Source organism: Paenibacillus sp. V4I9 (assembly GCF_030817295.1).
In the GTDB taxonomy this organism is placed as follows: domain Bacteria; phylum Bacillota; class Bacilli; order Paenibacillales; family NBRC-103111; genus Paenibacillus_E.
The window spans coordinates 7,309,979-7,326,615 of record NZ_JAUSZE010000001.1 but is presented as its reverse complement, the minus strand read 5'-3'; the positions used below and the strand labels follow the sequence as shown (position 1 = coordinate 7,326,615).

Annotated in this window: 15 protein-coding genes and 2 pseudogenes; 10 read left to right on the top strand and 7 right to left on the bottom strand. The window is 45.7% G+C overall.

The annotated features are described in order from the left end of the window. Nucleotides 1-145 precede the first annotated feature (145 nt). Nucleotides 146-1,174, bottom strand: coding sequence for an NADH:flavin oxidoreductase/NADH oxidase (locus QFZ81_RS33730; protein WP_307606225.1), 1,029 nt, complete (start codon nt 1,172-1,174; stop codon nt 146-148). Between the two features lie 46 nt (nt 1,175-1,220). Then, nucleotides 1,221-1,403, bottom strand: a pseudogene (locus QFZ81_RS33725) (short chain dehydrogenase); the annotation flags it as partial. Nucleotides 1,404-1,595: 192 nt separating this feature from the next. Between QFZ81_RS33725 and QFZ81_RS33720 the strand changes: the two are divergent. After that, nucleotides 1,596-2,303, top strand: a complete 708-nt coding sequence (locus QFZ81_RS33720; protein WP_307437105.1) for a DUF421 domain-containing protein — start codon at nt 1,596-1,598, stop codon at nt 2,301-2,303. A 116-nt stretch (nt 2,304-2,419) separates the two neighbouring features. After that, nucleotides 2,420-3,790 (top strand): sodium-dependent transporter, encoded by a 1,371-nt coding sequence (locus QFZ81_RS33715; protein ID WP_307606223.1) that lies wholly within the window; start codon nt 2,420-2,422, stop codon nt 3,788-3,790. Nucleotides 3,791-3,920: 130 nt separating this feature from the next. Here the strand turns inward: QFZ81_RS33715 and QFZ81_RS33710 are convergent. Both QFZ81_RS33710 and QFZ81_RS33705 read right to left on the bottom strand, forming a co-directional pair. Further along, a pseudogene (locus QFZ81_RS33710) lies at nt 3,921-4,094 on the bottom strand (small acid-soluble spore protein H); the annotation flags it as partial. Between the two features lie 107 nt (nt 4,095-4,201). Then, nucleotides 4,202-4,621, bottom strand: a complete 420-nt coding sequence (locus tag QFZ81_RS33705) for a hypothetical protein (protein WP_307437108.1) — start codon at nt 4,619-4,621, stop codon at nt 4,202-4,204. A 245-nt stretch (nt 4,622-4,866) separates the two neighbouring features. Here QFZ81_RS33705 and rlmN point away from each other — a divergent pair, with 245 nt between their 5' ends. The 5 genes from rlmN to QFZ81_RS33680 all read left to right on the top strand — a co-directional run bounded on the left by rlmN (nt 4,867) and on the right by QFZ81_RS33680 (nt 8,105). Next, the gene (rlmN, locus tag QFZ81_RS33700; RefSeq protein ID WP_307606221.1) at nt 4,867-5,964 is read left to right on the top strand and encodes a dual-specificity RNA methyltransferase RlmN; all 1,098 of its coding nucleotides are present in this window, start codon (nt 4,867-4,869) and stop codon (nt 5,962-5,964) included. 119 nt (nt 5,965-6,083) lie between these two features. After that, on the top strand, nt 6,084-6,305 hold the full coding sequence (locus tag QFZ81_RS33695) for a hypothetical protein (protein ID WP_307607139.1): 222 nt from the start codon (nt 6,084-6,086) through the stop codon (nt 6,303-6,305). Then, nucleotides 6,224-6,658 (top strand): uracil-DNA glycosylase family protein, encoded by a 435-nt coding sequence (locus tag QFZ81_RS33690; RefSeq protein WP_307607114.1) that lies wholly within the window; start codon nt 6,224-6,226, stop codon nt 6,656-6,658. Before QFZ81_RS33695 ends, QFZ81_RS33690 begins: the two co-directional genes overlap by 82 nt. Next, nucleotides 6,659-7,261 (top strand): DNA-3-methyladenine glycosylase, encoded by a 603-nt coding sequence (locus tag QFZ81_RS33685; protein WP_307437119.1) that lies wholly within the window; start codon nt 6,659-6,661, stop codon nt 7,259-7,261. Nucleotides 7,262-7,397: 136 nt separating this feature from the next. Then, entirely contained in the window at nt 7,398-8,105 is a 708-nt protein-coding gene (locus QFZ81_RS33680) for a dioxygenase family protein (protein ID WP_307606219.1), read from the top strand. Nucleotides 8,106-8,282: 177 nt separating this feature from the next. On the opposite strand, the gene QFZ81_RS33675 is transcribed toward QFZ81_RS33680, so the two are convergent. After that, on the bottom strand, nt 8,283-8,789 hold the full coding sequence (locus tag QFZ81_RS33675) for a hypothetical protein (protein ID WP_307607112.1): 507 nt from the start codon (nt 8,787-8,789) through the stop codon (nt 8,283-8,285). A gap of 124 nt (nt 8,790-8,913) precedes the next feature. Between QFZ81_RS33675 and QFZ81_RS33670 the strand changes: the two genes are divergently transcribed. Then, complete coding sequence (locus QFZ81_RS33670) at nt 8,914-9,240, top strand: hypothetical protein (RefSeq protein WP_373463746.1); 327 nt, start codon at nt 8,914-8,916, stop codon at nt 9,238-9,240. A 43-nt stretch (nt 9,241-9,283) separates the two neighbouring features. Here the strand turns inward: QFZ81_RS33670 and thrC are convergent, their stop codons facing one another. After that, nucleotides 9,284-10,672 carry a threonine synthase gene (gene thrC, locus QFZ81_RS33665; RefSeq protein ID WP_307606217.1) on the bottom strand — a complete coding sequence of 463 codons (1,389 nt, stop codon included), beginning with the start codon at nt 10,670-10,672 and terminating at the stop codon, nt 9,284-9,286. A 258-nt stretch (nt 10,673-10,930) separates the two neighbouring features. Further along, on the bottom strand, nt 10,931-12,616 hold the full coding sequence (locus tag QFZ81_RS33660) for a hypothetical protein (protein WP_307606215.1): 1,686 nt from the start codon (nt 12,614-12,616) through the stop codon (nt 10,931-10,933). A 291-nt stretch (nt 12,617-12,907) separates the two neighbouring features. Between QFZ81_RS33660 and QFZ81_RS33655 the strand changes: the two genes are divergently transcribed. Next, a complete protein-coding gene (locus QFZ81_RS33655) occupies nt 12,908-14,638 on the top strand; it encodes an ABC transporter ATP-binding protein (RefSeq protein ID WP_307607110.1) in 1,731 nt (576 codons plus the stop codon). A 26-nt stretch (nt 14,639-14,664) separates the two neighbouring features. Next, the gene (locus QFZ81_RS33650) at nt 14,665-16,413 is read left to right on the top strand and encodes an ABC transporter ATP-binding protein (protein ID WP_307606213.1); all 1,749 of its coding nucleotides are present in this window, start codon (nt 14,665-14,667) and stop codon (nt 16,411-16,413) included. Nucleotides 16,414-16,637: the final 224 nt, after the last annotated feature.

The following is a 16,637-nucleotide window of genomic DNA, read 5'->3' as shown; positions in this document are numbered from 1 at the left end:
ATAATCAAGACATGTCTTTTAAAAAATAGGTAAAGAGGTGCGGTTTTTTGTAAGTGTCAAGGTTTAGTGGCAACCAGCTCAAGAATACCAGAAGCAAACGGAAATGATCCACCCTTAGATAACTAGGGAGGATCATTTTTCCATATTAGTAAGCTCGAATATATTGTTTTGGAATATTGTTTGTTTCATTGCGAAGCGTAATAGCTGCATGCGTAGCCCAATACGGATCACGCAGCATGCCCCGGGCAATCGCTACGAAGTCTGCGTCTTCACTGCCGATAACGGATTCAGCAAGCGCTGGATCTTCGAGCATACCTACTGCAATGACGGGTACACTCAGTGCCTGACGGATTTTACGTGCGAACGGAACCTGGTAGCCTGGGTAATTGCCGGGTTTTCTCTCTCCGGCTGGTCCTTCTCCGCCTGAACTCACATGAAAAGCATCTACACCTGCAGCTTGGTAGGCTTTGGACAGCTCGATGGCATGATCAATATCATATCCACCATCGGCATACTCCACTGCGGAGATACGGAAGATGAGCGGCATGTCAGCAGGCATTTCTTTTTTGACGGCTTGAATGACTTCTACGCCGAAACGGGCAAGGTCTTGACCATAAATATCATCTCGTTTATTGGTTAGAGGCGATTGGAACTGATGAATCAAATAGCCGTGGGCTCCGTGCAGCTCGATCGTATCCACACCAGCTTGTACAGCACGGCGGGCTGCATGACCGAATTTTTGAACCACGTCTTGAACCTCTTCGGTTGTAAGGGCGCGCGGCATTTTGTAAGCTGAACCAGGAAACTTAATCGCAGATGGGGCAATGGGGACTGCCGCGTCTTCTGCTTTGCGTCCAGCATGTGCGATCTGAATCCCGATTTTGCCATTATGCGCGTGTACACCGTCGATAATTTTGGCGAAGGCCGGAATGTGCTCGTCTGACCATATGCCTAGGTCCAAATCGGTAATGCGGCCATCGGGATCAACATCCGTCATTTCCATGATAATGAGGCCTGTACCGCCAATAGCGCGGCTAAGATAGTGAACGTAGTGCCATTCATTCGGCTTCCCGTCTTTGGCTGTAACCGAATATTGACACATTGGCGCCATGACGATGCGATTATTTATGTGCAAACCTTTCAAATCATACGAAGCAAACAATTTCTGAGTCATTCTAGTAACCTCCAATGATATATTTATACGCCTGTCTAATTGGTGATTATTGTGGGTTCGTTGTCCAAATTCCAGCGGTTTTCAAGAAAACGCGTGGTGGCAATTTCAGTGCAGCCAGGATGAGCTCCTCTTCATCTTCCGCTTGCATCATGCGATCCTCATCGCCTATGGGAAGACCAGCGTTCACAGCTAGCTCCGTATTCACGGTCGACGGTGTGAGCGCGGTCATCAACTGACAATTACTCCATTTATTATTAATGGTATTGCAACTAAAAGCAAGTACCTACTTTTAAGTACTATAGTATCAAAAAGTATACTAAGAGAGTCGTTTTAGCATGGGAAATGGTTCCATCGCGCAGAGGCTTTTTGGTTTTTTCTTTTCCGTTTAGGAGATAATGACAGGGGAGGAGGGGACATAAGTATGCATGCCTACATGGATATTCTAATTCGAACCGTTCTATCTATTTTAGTTCTTCTGTTGATAGCCAAAATGCTTGGTAAACAGACGATTTCCAATATGACGTTTCATGATTTTGTAACCGGTATAACATTAGGAGCTATTGCTGCTAACTTGGCATTCAATGAAACAATAAAGCTTTCGTATTTGATATTATCGCTCATTGTCATAACCGTAACGTCCTATTTGCTATCCGTCATTGCATTAAAGAGCCGCAAAATGAGAAATTGGATATCTGGTTCTCCAACCGTACTTATTGAAGGTGGGAAAATTCTTGAAGATAATATGAGAAAGGTAAGATATACATTGGATTCCTTGGACCAAGCCTTGAGGGAAAAAGGGGTTTTTGACATAGAGGAAGTGGACTATGCCGTTCTTGAAGATAACGGAGTGGTATCGGTATTAAAAAAAGACGAGTACAAATATGTAACTAAAAAGGATATGAAGCTTCTTCCAAACGCCCAAGTTTTTCCCATAGAATTAATTATGGATGGAAAAATGATGGAGAAAAACCTAGAGAATAACGGACTGACTAAGGAATGGTTGGAACTTGAGTTGAAACGCAAGGGGAAAAAGTTATCGGACGTGTTCTATGCGGCAAGAGGTACGAAACAACAGCTTGTCTTTGATTTTTATGAAGATGGTATCCATCAAACGATTGATAAAGAATAGAGGCACAACTCGCATTTCTGCAATTGGGAACTTTGTGAAATTTTACAAGGTGACGCGAGAAGGATTTTCCAGTAACATTATTTCATCTAAATAACGTTAGGAGATATTCATTCATCATGAGTAACGATCAGACATCAAGACAAACAGCAAGCAAGAAAACAGGAACGGTTGAACGATTTACGTCTACTGGTTTTATTTTGGCTGCGATCGGCAGCTCGGTAGGGCTCGGCAACATGTGGAAGTTTCCCTACATTACGGGTAAACATGGCGGTGCCGCCTTTTTCCTGTTGTTCATTATTTGTTTAATAATTGTAGGCTTACCTATTTTGCTTGCAGAGATGACGATTGGCCGCGGCGGCAGAGGGAATGCATCGGTATCCTTCTTTAATCTAACGGGCAAAAAATACTGGGGAGCATTCGGGTTATTATCAATTCTAACCGCTTTCATGATTATGTCCTACTACGCGGTAGTCGCGGGATGGACGCTCCATTATACGGTAGAATCGTTTACTGGCCTCTTGTTTCAAGAGGGCTCCGACTATAAAGAGAAGTTCCTATCATTCGCTTCGGGCTACTGGCCTATCTTCTGGCAGGCTGTTGTTATGTTGGTTACAGGGTGGGTTATTGCCAAGGGGGTTTCTGGTGGTATCGAGAAATTCAACAAAATTTTGATTCCTGGTTTTCTCATCATCCTACTCATTCTTATGTTCCGTTCGCTTACGCTTCCAGGGGCAGCAGCGGGGGTATCCTTCTTCTTGAAACCTGACTTCTCCAAGCTGGATGCGGAGTCTGCGCTAGTTGCTTTAGGACATGCGTTCTTTTCCTTATCGCTAGGGATGGGCTGTATGTTAACCTATGGGTCTTATGTGGAAAAAAGACAATCACTGGGTACGGCGACGCTCGCCATTGGTTTTGGTGATTTAGTATATGCTTTCATCGCGGGTCTAGTCATTTTCCCTACGGTGTTCTCTTACGGGCTTCAGCCTGGTGAAGGCGTAGGTTTGGCGTTCATGGCGCTGCCTGCAGCGTTCTCGCAAATGCCATTTGGTTTCTTCTTTGGTGGTCTATTCTTCTTGCTTCTAGCCATTGCGGCGTTGACTTCAGCAATTTCCATCTTAGAAGTTCCAGTCGCTTATGCCATGCACAAATGGCAGTGGAGCCGCAAAAAATCTGCAGTTATCTTATCCATACTTTGCTTCTTGGTAGGTGTTCCTTCAGGGCTTTCTGTTGGAGGCGTGCTAGGGGATTTCCATCCTGGGGGTAAAAGCATTTTTGATTGGATGGACTTCATTACTTCCTATGTACTGATGCCATTCGGTGGGTTAGTGGTTACCTTGTTTACTGGCTACGCGTGGAAAAAGGCTGGAGAAGAAGCGGGTTTGAAGGGTTTTTGGTATAAAGCTTGGATGTTCTTGCTGCGTGTGGTAGCTCCCATACTCATCGTTTGTGTATTCTTGCATTCGGTAGGTTTAATTAAATTTTCATAGACCTTTACAAATATCATTAGTAAAGAGGATACCACGTGGGTATCCTCTTTCTTTTTCCTACTTCTTTTCAATCATTCGGAGGCAGCGGGCATATCATTTTAACATCTTCCATCTCCAGCATTTGAGAACGCTCGACTAGACTGTTCAAAGGGACACTTTGCTCATTTTCCGGTTGATCCAAAGGATAAATTCTGGCGGTTTCATTCTTTTCGTCGACATTTTGAATGTAGATTGGCGTCCCATTATAAGTGACATCAACCATGACAGGTGAAACAGCAATCTCTTGAGCGCGTTGATTGTTCATTGTTTGTCCTCCTTCACGTACTAGTTACATTATTTGTATATGTGAAAGGATGTATTCATAAAAGGCACCCCCAGCTATTTGGAGGTGCCTTATATTTTATTTGATTCTCATACTAAGATGATAGCTCTAGCTACCCAGCTGAATTTATTCAGTTGAGCAGATGAGCCGTTACCAACGGTAATAAATGAACCGGTAAACGTGATCCCGCGGTTGATTGTAGACCTTTGAATATAGCCTTCATAAAGCTGGTTGTTTATTCCTGGGATGCTGCCACCCGGCACAAATCTTAGGAAAGTAATTTTACCAGAAGGAACGTCATACCACCCTCGAATGGTATTCCCGAATACCGTTCCTGTCACAAAGCCATTACGAGCGATAATAGTATTTAGCAGTCCTCTAAATCCATTTGCTTCGATAGACCATGTTGCTTGGATGATGGGGATCTGCTTAGGACGAATACGGCGTTTTTTAAGCAGGACCGCTTGTTTTTTAAAATAAACAGGGAGTTTCTGCGTTTTGGATGCCATGTTTTCTCACTTCCTTTTATCCTATTCTACGTAAAAGTGGTGGGAACTGTATGGATTAATAGATTAGGAGAATAGCGTATTTTTCGAAAAAGGATGGTAAAATAAGAGGTAGATAAAGGAACAGGTATGCCTTCTCACTCCCCTTGTGTTCATGAAGGATTTTTGGCACAATAATAAACAGATGGTACGCTTCGGCTGCTTAGTAGAATAGGACTGTATGTGAAAGTCTTGAAAAGAGGATAACGATGAATAAACAATCCATCTATGGATTAACGTTGGATCAATTGATTGCATGGCTTGAGGAAAATGGACACAAAAAATCGCGGGCATTACAAGTCTGGGATTGGCTATATCGGAAGCGGGTAACCGACTTCTCAGAGATGACGGATGTAAAGCAGGATTGTATTCAGAGTTTGGAAGAGCATTTCGTCATTCAGACATTGACTGAACATACGAGGCAAGAATCAGCGGACGGCACGATGAAGTTCCTTTTCAAGCTGCAGGATGGTAATTTGATCGAAACCGTGTTGATGAGACACAAATTTGGGTTATCCGTATGTGTAACAACGCAGGTCGGCTGTAACATTGGGTGCAGCTTCTGTGCGAGCGGGCTTTTGGCCAAAAGTCGTGATCTATCCAGCGCTGAAGTCGTGGAACAAATTATGAAGGTTCAGTTTCATTTGGACAAAGCGGCCAAAGGTGAACGTGTCAGCCACATTGTTGTGATGGGGATTGGCGAGCCATTTGATAATTTTGAAAATATGGTTGATTTCATCCGCGTTGTGAAAGATCAAAAAGGCCTAGACATTGCCGCTAGACATATTACAGTATCAACTAGTGGTCTTGCTAATAAAATTATCGAATTCGCGGACTCGGATCTGAAGGTAAATCTGGCGATTTCTCTGCATGCCCCGACGAATGAGCTTCGTACCCGGATCATGAAAATAAACAAAGCGATTCCGATTGAGAAATTAATGAAGGCGATCGAGTACTATTTGGAGAAAACGAACCGGAGAATTACATTGGAGTACATTCTACTGAAGGATGTTAACGACGGTAGAGAGCATGCGCTGCAATTAGCAGAGCTCATCCAGCATATTCGCCATCTTGCCAATGTGAACTTAATTCCTTACAATCCAGTGGATGAGCATAGTCAATATCAACGGAGCGAGCGGGAATCCGTACGGGCTTTCTATGATACGTTGAAAAAGCAGGGAATTAGCTGCAGTGTTCGTCTTGAGCATGGAACGGATATTGATGCCGCGTGTGGACAATTAAGAAGTAAACAGATCAAACAAACCACAGGGGATAACTTGGGTCAGGATAGTTTGGTTGTAGGATAATAAAGAAGTCGGGACCCCATCAGATACTGATCGGGTCTTTTTTTCGTAAAGAATAGCAGCTTTGATATAAAGGGAAAAATGACTTAAGACCCATCTGAGATAGGTATAGGAGGCGTAGAATGTCAGATTTCAAAGCCGTTATTTTAGAAGAGGAAACTGCACCTTCTCATGCCATCGCATGCCAGCAATGTGAGCTTTCCAAGCAGCGTCATCGTGTGATTTGGGGGGAAGTAATCCCGAAGCTCCGATTTTCATTATTATGGATAACCCGGGTGCCCGTGAAGACAAGGAGGGACAAGCTTTCGTATGCGGTACAAGGGAAACTTTACAGATGGGGATGAGGGAAGCGGGGCTGGATTTGGGTTTGGTTTATGTAAGTTATTTATTGAAGTGCCGCCCGATTCGAGCTTATAACAAGCCCGTAGCCAAAGAGGCATGCTCTTCCCATTTAAAGCTTCAACTTGAAGAGAAGAAACCCAGTTTGTTGTTTGGACTAGGAAATGTTGTTGTGGATTCTATGTTTCCGGATGTTGGTGCCGATGTAAAAAGCTATAGGGGTAGGTGGCACACATTCCAAGGGTTACCTATTGCTTTCTCTTATCATCCACTCGCTGTACGCCGGAGACCCGTCCTTATGAAATATTTCGTCCAGGATGTTGAGCTTATTACTCAAAGGATCAAGGGAATGACTTAAATGGAGATGAATGTTCTGTCTTCCCAACCCGTAGCTGCTGCGTTTTTTGGGCAACCCACACTGCTCTTGGCTCGTTCACTGCTCGGCAAACTGCTTGTGAAAGAAACCGAATTAGGCATAGCCGCAGGCTGGATTGTAGAAACAGAGGCCTATATAGGGCCGGGAGATCGCGCCGCACATAGCTTTGGCAATCGCAGGACACCAAGAACGGAAGTGATGTTTGGCCCTCCAGGCTATGTTTATACCTATGTGATGCATACCCATTGTCTGGTGAACATTGTTAGCGGGGAGCTCGGCCATCCAGAGGCTGTCTTAATTCGAGCTGTGGAGCCATGTACAGGAATTGATCTCATGTTTGATCGCCGCGGCCAAGATAAAAAGCTAAAGGAACTCACCAACGGTCCCGGCAAACTAACGAAAGCCCTTGGCATTGTAAAAGAGGATTATGGAAGGCCTTTCTTTGAGCGTCCTCTCTTCATTGCCGAAGGAAAAACAGTAGAATCCGTTGCGGCTGGACCGAGAATCGGCATCGACAATAGTGGGGAGGCCAGAGAATATCCGTGGCGATTCTGGGTCGAAGGGAATCCTTTTGTTTCAAAATAGCTACAGAACCGTATTTTCGCCTATTCGTCGCCTAATTTCAGTAAACTTTAAGCCAATTTTCGGCTAAATTTCAGGGAATTTCCCCCAGTTCCATGCTATTCTATTCGTACAAGAGATTGAAATGGGGGGACGACATATGGAAGAGAAGCAAAATGAGTCGAAATCTTCGAGTATGAAAATAACGCGTCGCCGGTTCTTGGTATCCAGTGCTCTAATGGTCACCAGTGCGGCGTTAGCTGCCTGCGGAATCAATTTGGGCGGCGGAGCAACGACTGGCGGAGCAACGATTCAGCCTGAGGGTAATCAAGCGAAGGAAACAGCGAGCGAATCACCGAAAGCTGCGAATCTGGAGCCAACACCTGCGTGTGGTTCACCAGAGGAGATGACGCCAGCTGTTACCGAAGGTCCGTATTTTACGCCTAACTCGCCGGAGAAAAGTTCTCTGCTAGAGCAAGGGATGAAAGGATCGAAGCTTACGCTTGTAGGCTACGTGATATCCACGACATGTAAGCCGGTTGCGCATGCATTATTGGACTTCTGGCAGGCAGATGCCGACGGTCAATATGATAACAAAGGCTTCACCCTTCGGGGGCATCAATATACGGACGATAAAGGCAAGTTTACGTTGGAAACGATTGTGCCGGGCTTGTACCCAGGGCGAACGCGCCATATTCATGTGAAGGTGCAGGCGCCGAATGGTCAGGTGCTGACGAGTCAGCTTTTCTTCCCGAATGAAGCGGGCAATGCGAAGGATGGCATCTACAACAAGGCACTGCTGATGGATATTAAAAACAACGCGGATGGCAGCCAGTCGGGCGCCTATCAATTTGTTGTAAAGGTATAAATAAAGAGGAGCCCATGAGAAATTCATGAGGCTCCTTTTCGTTTTAAACATGTAATTCTATTCCCCGCTTAAGTTGTACAACTTACAACAATTCCTTTAGTTTTTTCTCATTAAGCTGTAATTGTTGTATTTTCTGCAACAATCGCGGGGATAACGCGGATTTAGCCTGCGATAGAGTTACATTGATTTCCGATTACGCGTAATCATCATTAATCCGCCTGCTATGATGAGAACGATAGCAATGATCGGTTGGTTATGGAAAAATTTGCTGAAAATGGAGCCTATGGAGAAAATGGCGAAGAACAAAAGGGACATGACGGTTAGAATGTTAATCGGGATGAGCAACCATTTATTTCGTCCTCCGAACCAGTACAGTTCGAATAAACCAACAGCAACTGCCAACATAAATCCAGGCCACATAAGGTGCCAGATATCGAACAGCATGGAGATTTGGAAAATGACACCAGCCGTTAAAACAATCCCTCCTGGGACAAGCAAGCCAACACCCCGCCGCTGCAGGATGAAGAAGTATAACCAGTGGAAAAACACTCCCACGGGTATGACAAACAAAGTTGGCCAGAAATACTCGAAAATGGTACCGGTATTGAACGTACTATCACCTTTTAGAAACATAAAAATACCTAAGATAATCAATATAGGGCCCAGAAAGGCGCTGCGATTCATATTCAACATGCTCACTCCTAAACGTTATTATCAATTCGCAATTACTTTAAGGATATCATGACAAGGTGGAAGTGTCTTCCTACTAAGGGGGAGGATGGGTATCGGTCGGAGGACTGATTTTTTTATGAATGAAAATAGTCCAGCCAAAGGCGGTAATGCGCCTGATTTCGAGAAGTATAATAAGGAATGGTATCGTAATGCCGACGATATCGCCGCATTTCTCAGCAAGGCAAACCCGAATTGGCCCATGAAAACGCTGCAAGATCTGTTATATGGGCACTTGCAATTGCTCACAAACAATGTGTCAGCTAGGCTTAAAAAAGATTGGGATCCGATATTGCTGCATTCGATCAAGGCTAGGAGCATATTATTATGCTGGCCGATTTTCTTTCAGATGGGATCATTAAACAATTCCCTAAACAGTTTAAGTAACAGGGATAAACGAGTGTAAAAAAAACCTCGAAGACAGTCGTCTTCGAGGCTTCTTCACATCCTTAGAAAAACTTAACAAGTTGATCCTTAATCACGTCGTTCGTACCGCCAACAACCGTCTGGAACTGCGGCTTGTCGAACAATGCTTGAATTTGCTGCGGATAAGTCTGCTCAATGCTGCGCAAACGGATCGACTCATCGAATTTAGCCGGATGAGCTGTTGAAAGGGCAACCGTCACTTCGCCGTCTACAGCAAGCTTGTCAGCAGCAGCTACCCCGCAAGCTGTGTGCGGATCGAGCAGATACGCGTATTTCTTATAGTACTCGCTGATAGTATCCAGGCACTCTTCATTCTGAACGCCATATGCAGCGAAGTCAGCTTGCACAACCTGCAGCTTGTCGGCTGGAATAATAACGCGGCCATCAGCTTTGAATTGATCCATGATAGCCGAGACAGCTTGCGCGTCTTCGCCATAGAGGTAGAACAAGTAGCGTTCGAAGTTGCTAGCCACTTGAATATCCATGGAAGGACTGTGCGTTCCGCGGAACGCACCTGGTTGGTAAACGCCGTCCTGTACGAAACGCTCAAGAATATTGTTTTCGTTCGTTGCGAGAATGAGCTTATGGATAGGAAGGCCCATTTTCTGTGCCAAGTAGCCAGCGAAGATATCGCCGAAGTTACCTGTCGGCACGCTGAAGTTGACCTTCTCAGCCTGATTATTGTTTGCTAATTGGAAGTAAGCATAGAAGTAATATACCGTTTGTGCCAAAATGCGGGCAATGTTGATTGAGTTAATCGCGCGCAAATGGTAGCGGTGCTTGAACTCAACATCAGCGAACAATTCCTTGATAATGCGCTGGCAGTCGTCGAAAGTGCCTTCAACGGAAAGATTCAGCACGTTCGCGTCATCAACGGTGGTCATTTGCAGTTCTTGAACCTTGCTGACTTTCCCGTGGGGGTGAAGGATACAAATCCGGATGCCTTCTTTACCGCGCACACCTTCAATGGCCGAAGCCCCAGTATCCCCAGAAGTGGCTCCAAGAATATGGATAATCGAATTCGTTTTGCGAGAAACGTACGAGTAAAGATTGCCCAAGAATTGCAGAGCAATGTCTTTGAAAGCAAAAGTAGGTCCGTGGAACAACTCCAGCACATACGTACCGTCGTTCAGACGTTTGACAGGTGTCACAGCGTCATCCCGGAAGGTTGCATAGCTGTCGTCAACCAGCTGCTTCAGCTCATTGCGCGGGATTTCGTTATTCACATATAGCGAGAAGATTTCAAGAGCCAACTCCGAGTAGGAGAGCTTTTGCCACTTCTGTAACGTATCTGCTGATAATTGTGGGATATGCTTAGGAACAAGTAAACCGCCGTCGTCTGCCAATCCCATCAAGATGGCATCGATGAAGCCGATGGGTTCTACTTTTCCGCGAGTGCTAATGTATTCCATATGAGTCCCCTTACGATTGAATTTTCAGTTATTGTATCAAAAAACAGACCATTTGGACAGTGTGGATACTTTACAAATAAGCAAAAAAACCCTCCAACAGTGGAAGGTTTCTTAGATTTTTTAATAGTAATAACTTATTCTTGTTTATCGCCTACAACGATTTTCCATACATTACCGATAGGAGGAAGGCTTTTCGTCAATGCTGGTCCATAAATCCGATGACATTCGCGCCTTTAACAAGAGTGGCTTTCTCCACTCTTAATCGTTAATACTCAGCAGTTGACTGACACCTGATGCATAATCGGTTTTGAATGCGGCAGCGTCATTCTCGCTGACACTTCCAGCAGTCACAAAGGCATTCATATTCTCGTTCGCTTGAGCTAACAATTTATAGAGCAAGGAATCGGAATCGGTTTGTGCCGCTTGTGCCAAACTCTGACCTTGTGCTACACGCTTCGTCAGATCAGCAGCCTCGATATTCGAAACGGTAGCGACATCATTAATAATACGGTCCAAGCGTTCTACCAAGTAGCTTTTCGCATCAACCGGGACCTTGTAGCCTCGTGTACCGATGGCGTCATTCAGCAATGCATAAGCATCTTGTTTCGTCGCATTTTTATCATTGGCATTCAACCAGCCATTTTGAACGGCTTTGCTCAAATAGTTATCAACTCTGGATTGTAGAACCCCAAGAAGCTCGCCGTCTGCAAGGTTTGTTGCCTCTACCAGCGTTTTTCCTGAACCTAATGCGGCTTCCAGGTCACCTACAGGAGAACCGATGTACCCGGCGCTATCGCTGATGATGGAGCGTATACTTTCAGCAGCGATTCCTTTGTTGCTGCTGCCGACAATGCTCTGTCCGTATCCATTTTGTGTGATAGCGTCGCCTAGTTGTTTGGCAGCACTTTGCTCGAGCTGGCTCGCCAATTTAGCGGAGATATTACCAGCTTGCCATTCGGTTTCAAATCCTTGGTTTATGTTGCTCGTTAATTGGGAGAGCAAGTCGTCATAGGCCAGACCCGACGCTGAAACCAAATTTTGTCCTGAGCTCAAAGCGTCGATCACATCGCTATAATCTTTATTTGCGAAGATAGCTGTTGCTTGAATGGTCCAATCCATTTTATCGGCGAGAACAGATTGGCCGTATTTCTCCATCCAGCCCGTTGTTGCTATATCGTAGCCGTTCTCCCTGACAATCTGTCCCACAGCCGCAGCTCCGATTTGCTCGGCTTTATCGAGAAGGTCGGCTTGGAGCCCACCGGTTGTTACAGCCGCCTGCAAGTCACTATTCAGCAAGGCTGTCAAGGAATCCGTCAATGTACCAGCGTCAATCCCTGCAGCTTCGGCTAAGCTTTGTCCATTACGAAGGGCAGCCCTTAGCCCAGAGGAGTTAGTTTCTGTTGCAATTCCTGCTGTATCCGAGATGATGTTTTGCAGGCGATTATGTATAATAGCAGATCCATTGTTATGTATGGACGTCGTAAAGGCCGTTTTTTTCCAACTACCGGAAACGAGATCGTTAATTTGAGAAGTGGCAAGCTGTTGAAGTTGTGTTGATTCTTTCTGCGTGAGTTCGCCTGATTTAACCTGATAGGCAAGATCTTGTAAGAAGAAATCGGTGAGCCTTGCAACCAAATCTGATTGTCCCAGCCCGGAAGCGGCTACTAGGCTTTGATTATTTGCAATTGCGTTAAGCACATCACTACTATCTGTATCTGCAGCGGCGGCGGTATACTGGTCTAGCTTGCTCAGCCATCTGTTCAATACCAAGGTAGGATAATCTACAGGTATTGATGCAGCATCGTCTGAAGTTGCTGCCTCTTGAGTCTGACTGTCAGGCGTAAGAGCATCACTCGCGTACGCTGAATGTACCGGTAATACAAGGCCGCTAGTCGAGGTGGCTAATACAGCTACCCCCATTAATACAACGAAATGTTTTTTCATAAAAATACGCCATCCTTCCGATATGAATTTTCCAATTTTTTCTTCTGGTTTCTACAATTTGAAGTATAGAATTCCCACCTGAAACTGAAATGAAGGAACCCTGAAAACCAGCTTATTTTCCGCTGAAATATTTCTGAGTAAATGCTGAGGAATGGCTGAATGTGAAATCGACCCTAAACGAGCGGGAAATTTCATTTTAATTTATTTTGGCGTAGACTTGATCATGGGTAAACTATAGAATCAATATGTGCAGACTATAAATGGAAAGGGGTGGAATTCTTGTCTTTTGTAATGAAATTGCGGTGGTTTTTCAAAGAAAGATGGAAATACTACGTTCTTGCTATCAGCTTAATGATTTGTGTGAATTTATTGGCGACAATTCCGCCTAAAATGATAGGGAATACAATCGATCAGATTGGCAGCGGGAGTTTAACGGCATCTAGCCTAAGTCAGACGGTCCTTCTGCTTGTAGGCTTGTCTCTCCTATTATATGTAATTACTTATGTTTGGATCACGACCCTATTCGGCAATTCGGCACTCGTTGAGAAAGTGCTCAGAGGGCGTTTACTGGCTCATCTGACGAAAATGACACCGGCGTTCTTCCAACGCAACAGTACGGGTCAGTTAATGGCATTAGCCACTAATGACGTGCTCGCTATTGGCCAGACTGCTGGTTACGGCGTTATGACACTCGTTCACACGTTGGTCGGGGCCTCTGTCGTCATTATTACGATGATCTCTCTAATTAGCTTCAAATTAATGATTGCGGCGCTGATTCCTCTGCCTTTTCTAGCCTTAGTGATTAGTAAGCTGGGTCAAAAAGTGAGAGTTCGCTTCCTTGCTGCACAGGCCTCTTTTGGCCAAATGAATGACCACGCACTCGAGTCCATCTCTGGTATTCGTGTGATTCGTTCTTATGTTCAGGAAGATCATGATCTAGTCGCCTTCGATAAGGTTACGTCAGAAGTGATGAATAAAAATAGACGCGTGTCTATGTTGAATGCGCTTTTTCAGCCGCTTACATCGTTGATTGTCGGTCTAAGTTATTCGATAGGCATAGGATATGGCTCTTATATGGTCTTTCATAATGAGATCACGCTGGGTCAGTTGATTTCATTTAATATTTACCTAGGTATGCTGATCTGGCCGATGATTTCTTTCGGCGAGTTCATTAATGTCCTGCAGCGCGGAAGTGCCTCGGCTGACCGTCTGGATACAGCGCTGACGCAGAAAGCGGATATTGTGGATGTCGATGCACCGATTGCGGTGAGTGTGCCGGAACGTATCGAGATGAAGGAGCTAACCTTTACGTATCCGACTGCAAACCATCCAAGCCTCGTAAACGTTTCTTTTCAATTAGAAAGAGGTCAGACGCTAGGGATTGTAGGCCGGACGGGTAGTGGCAAAAGCACGCTGCTGAAGCAGCTGCTGCGGCAATTCCCGATCGAACCAGGTAAGCTGCTAATTGCAGGCGTACCGATTGAGAGAATCACCTTGGATCAGGTGAAACGTTGGGTTGCCTACGTTCCACAGGAGCATCTGCTGCTGTCGAAATCCATTCGCGACAATGTCGCGCTGGGTAAGCACGATGCTTCGCCGGAAGAGATTGCGCGGGCCATTGAGATGGCCTCTTTTACCCAAGATATCGAACAAATGCCGGAAGGCCTAGCGACAATTGTCGGCGAAAATGGCGTGATGCTGTCTGGTGGACAGAAGCAGCGTTTGGCAATTGCTAGAGCCCTTCTGATCGACTCGGAAATCCTGCTGCTCGATGACTCGTTATCCGCCGTCGATGCGCGGACGGAAAGCCGCATCCTCCAGCATATCCGCAAGGAACGAGCGGGCAGAACGACATTGATTAGCACGCACCGACTCTCGGCTGTAAGCCACGCGAATTGGATCCTCGTCCTGGATGAGGGGCGAATCGTCGAAGAAGGCACTCACGAAGAGTTAATGCTATTCGGCGGCTGGTACCGTGAGCAGTGGGAGCGACAACAAATGGAAGCGAGTTTGGAAGAATGACAAACATAAGAAGGGAGGAAGACAAGATGCAGAAACCGTCCACGGCGAGAAGGCTGATTTCGTATGCGCTCGTCTATAAGTTCAGGATAATCGGCGCGTTGCTCATTCTATGCTGCGCAGTAGCTGCCGAGCTGGGCGGACCTTATATAACCAAAACCATTATCGATCAGCATTTGTCTACAGATACACGTACGATGGCGCCTGTACTTAAGCTGCTTGGTCTATACATGGGTTTGCTACTCATAGCAAGCGTTTGTAATTTCTCGCAAGCCTATTTGCTCCAATCTACGGCTCTGCAGATTATTAAAAACATGCGGATGGACTTAATGCAGCACATTCAGCGCATTTCGCTGCGCTATTTCGATAACACGCCGATCGGGCAGGTTGTATCTCGAGTTGCAAACGATACGGAAGCGGTCCGCGACTTATTTATGAGCTTTATGGCAACGTTCGTCGTAAGCATGATGCAGCTAACGGGCATCTTCGTAGCTTTATTCATTCTGGATTGGCATCTCGCTCTTTTTTGCTTAGTGCTGCCGCCTATCTTTGCGTTAATTATGGTCGTTCACTTAAAATATTCTAAAATTTTCATCACCATTATGCGTGCCCGGCTAAGTGATATGAACGCGATGATTAATGAATCGATCGTGGTTATGCCAATTATTCAAGCTTTTCGCCGGGAGAAAGTGACGCTTGAGGAATTCGAAGTACTGAACAAGGATCGCTATGTGAATCAACTTAAGCAGTTCCGCATTTTTTCATTATCCTCTCGTAATATTGTGGGGACCATCGGCAGCTTGGTGACGGCTATGGTCATTTGGTATTTTGGCCGGGAATCGCTGACAACTGCCATTTCTTTCGGGGTGTTTTATGCTTTCATCGATTATCTAGGGCGGATCTTTCAACCGATTATCGGGATCTTCGATCAGCTGACGAATGCGCAAAGAGCCTTTGTATCCGCGGATAAGGTGTTCACCATCCTAGACATGGAAGGTCAAGAGGTGGAGAAGACGGATAAGGTCAGCCGCCCGGAAGGCGTCGTAAAGTTCGAGGACGTGACCTTTGCGTATAAAGCAGGGGAAAACGTACTGAAGCATATTTCGTTCGAAGCTCGCAAAGGGGAAACCGTAGCCTTGGTCGGACATACAGGCTCCGGGAAAAGCTCCATCATGAACCTGCTGCTCGGTTTCTATGAACCGGATGAGGGCAGCATCACGATTGATGGACGGGACATCCGGAAGATCTCCAAGCAAGCGCTGCGCAAGCATATGGGCATTGTTTTGCAGGATCCGTTCTTGTTCGCCGGAGATATCAAATTCAATGTGAGCCTCTATAATGAGGAGATTTCGCTTGAACGCGTGAAAAATGCGCTAAGTGATGTAGGCGCGGCCTCCTTCATCGAGCAGCTGCCTAACGGTTATGATGAGCAGGTCGTGGAGCGGGGAAGCACCTTGTCCTCCGGCCAAAGACAACTCATTTCGTTCGCGCGAGCGTTGGCCTTCGACCCGTCGATTCTCATCTTGGATGAAGCGACAGCCAGCATCGACAGTGAGACGGAAGGGCTGATCCAGCGAGCGTTGAAGGTGGTTAGCGAAGGGCGCACAACCTTGGTCATCGCGCACAGGCTGTCGACGATCCGTGATGCGGATCAGATTCTCGTGCTGCACCGCGGCGAGATTGCTGAGCGTGGGAACCATGAGACGCTGATGGCGCTGGGCGGCCGATACGCGAAGATGTATCAGCTGCAGAAGGGCGAGTCGGCTGTTGTGGGCTGACCTAAACGTACAAAGCTTGCCTATAACTGAAGCTTAGGGCGTGTTTCAAAAGGATAAGTCTTTCCCGATAGGGAATGGCTTATCCTTTTGCCATTTTGCCGAGATCAGGTCATATTGTTTAAGATGATGCAATTTAGCGTATTATAAGCAGCATGATAAAGGGGGAAACATTATTTTAAAAATAGTCATTGACATCTATCTCAAATTGAGGTATCTTTAAATCA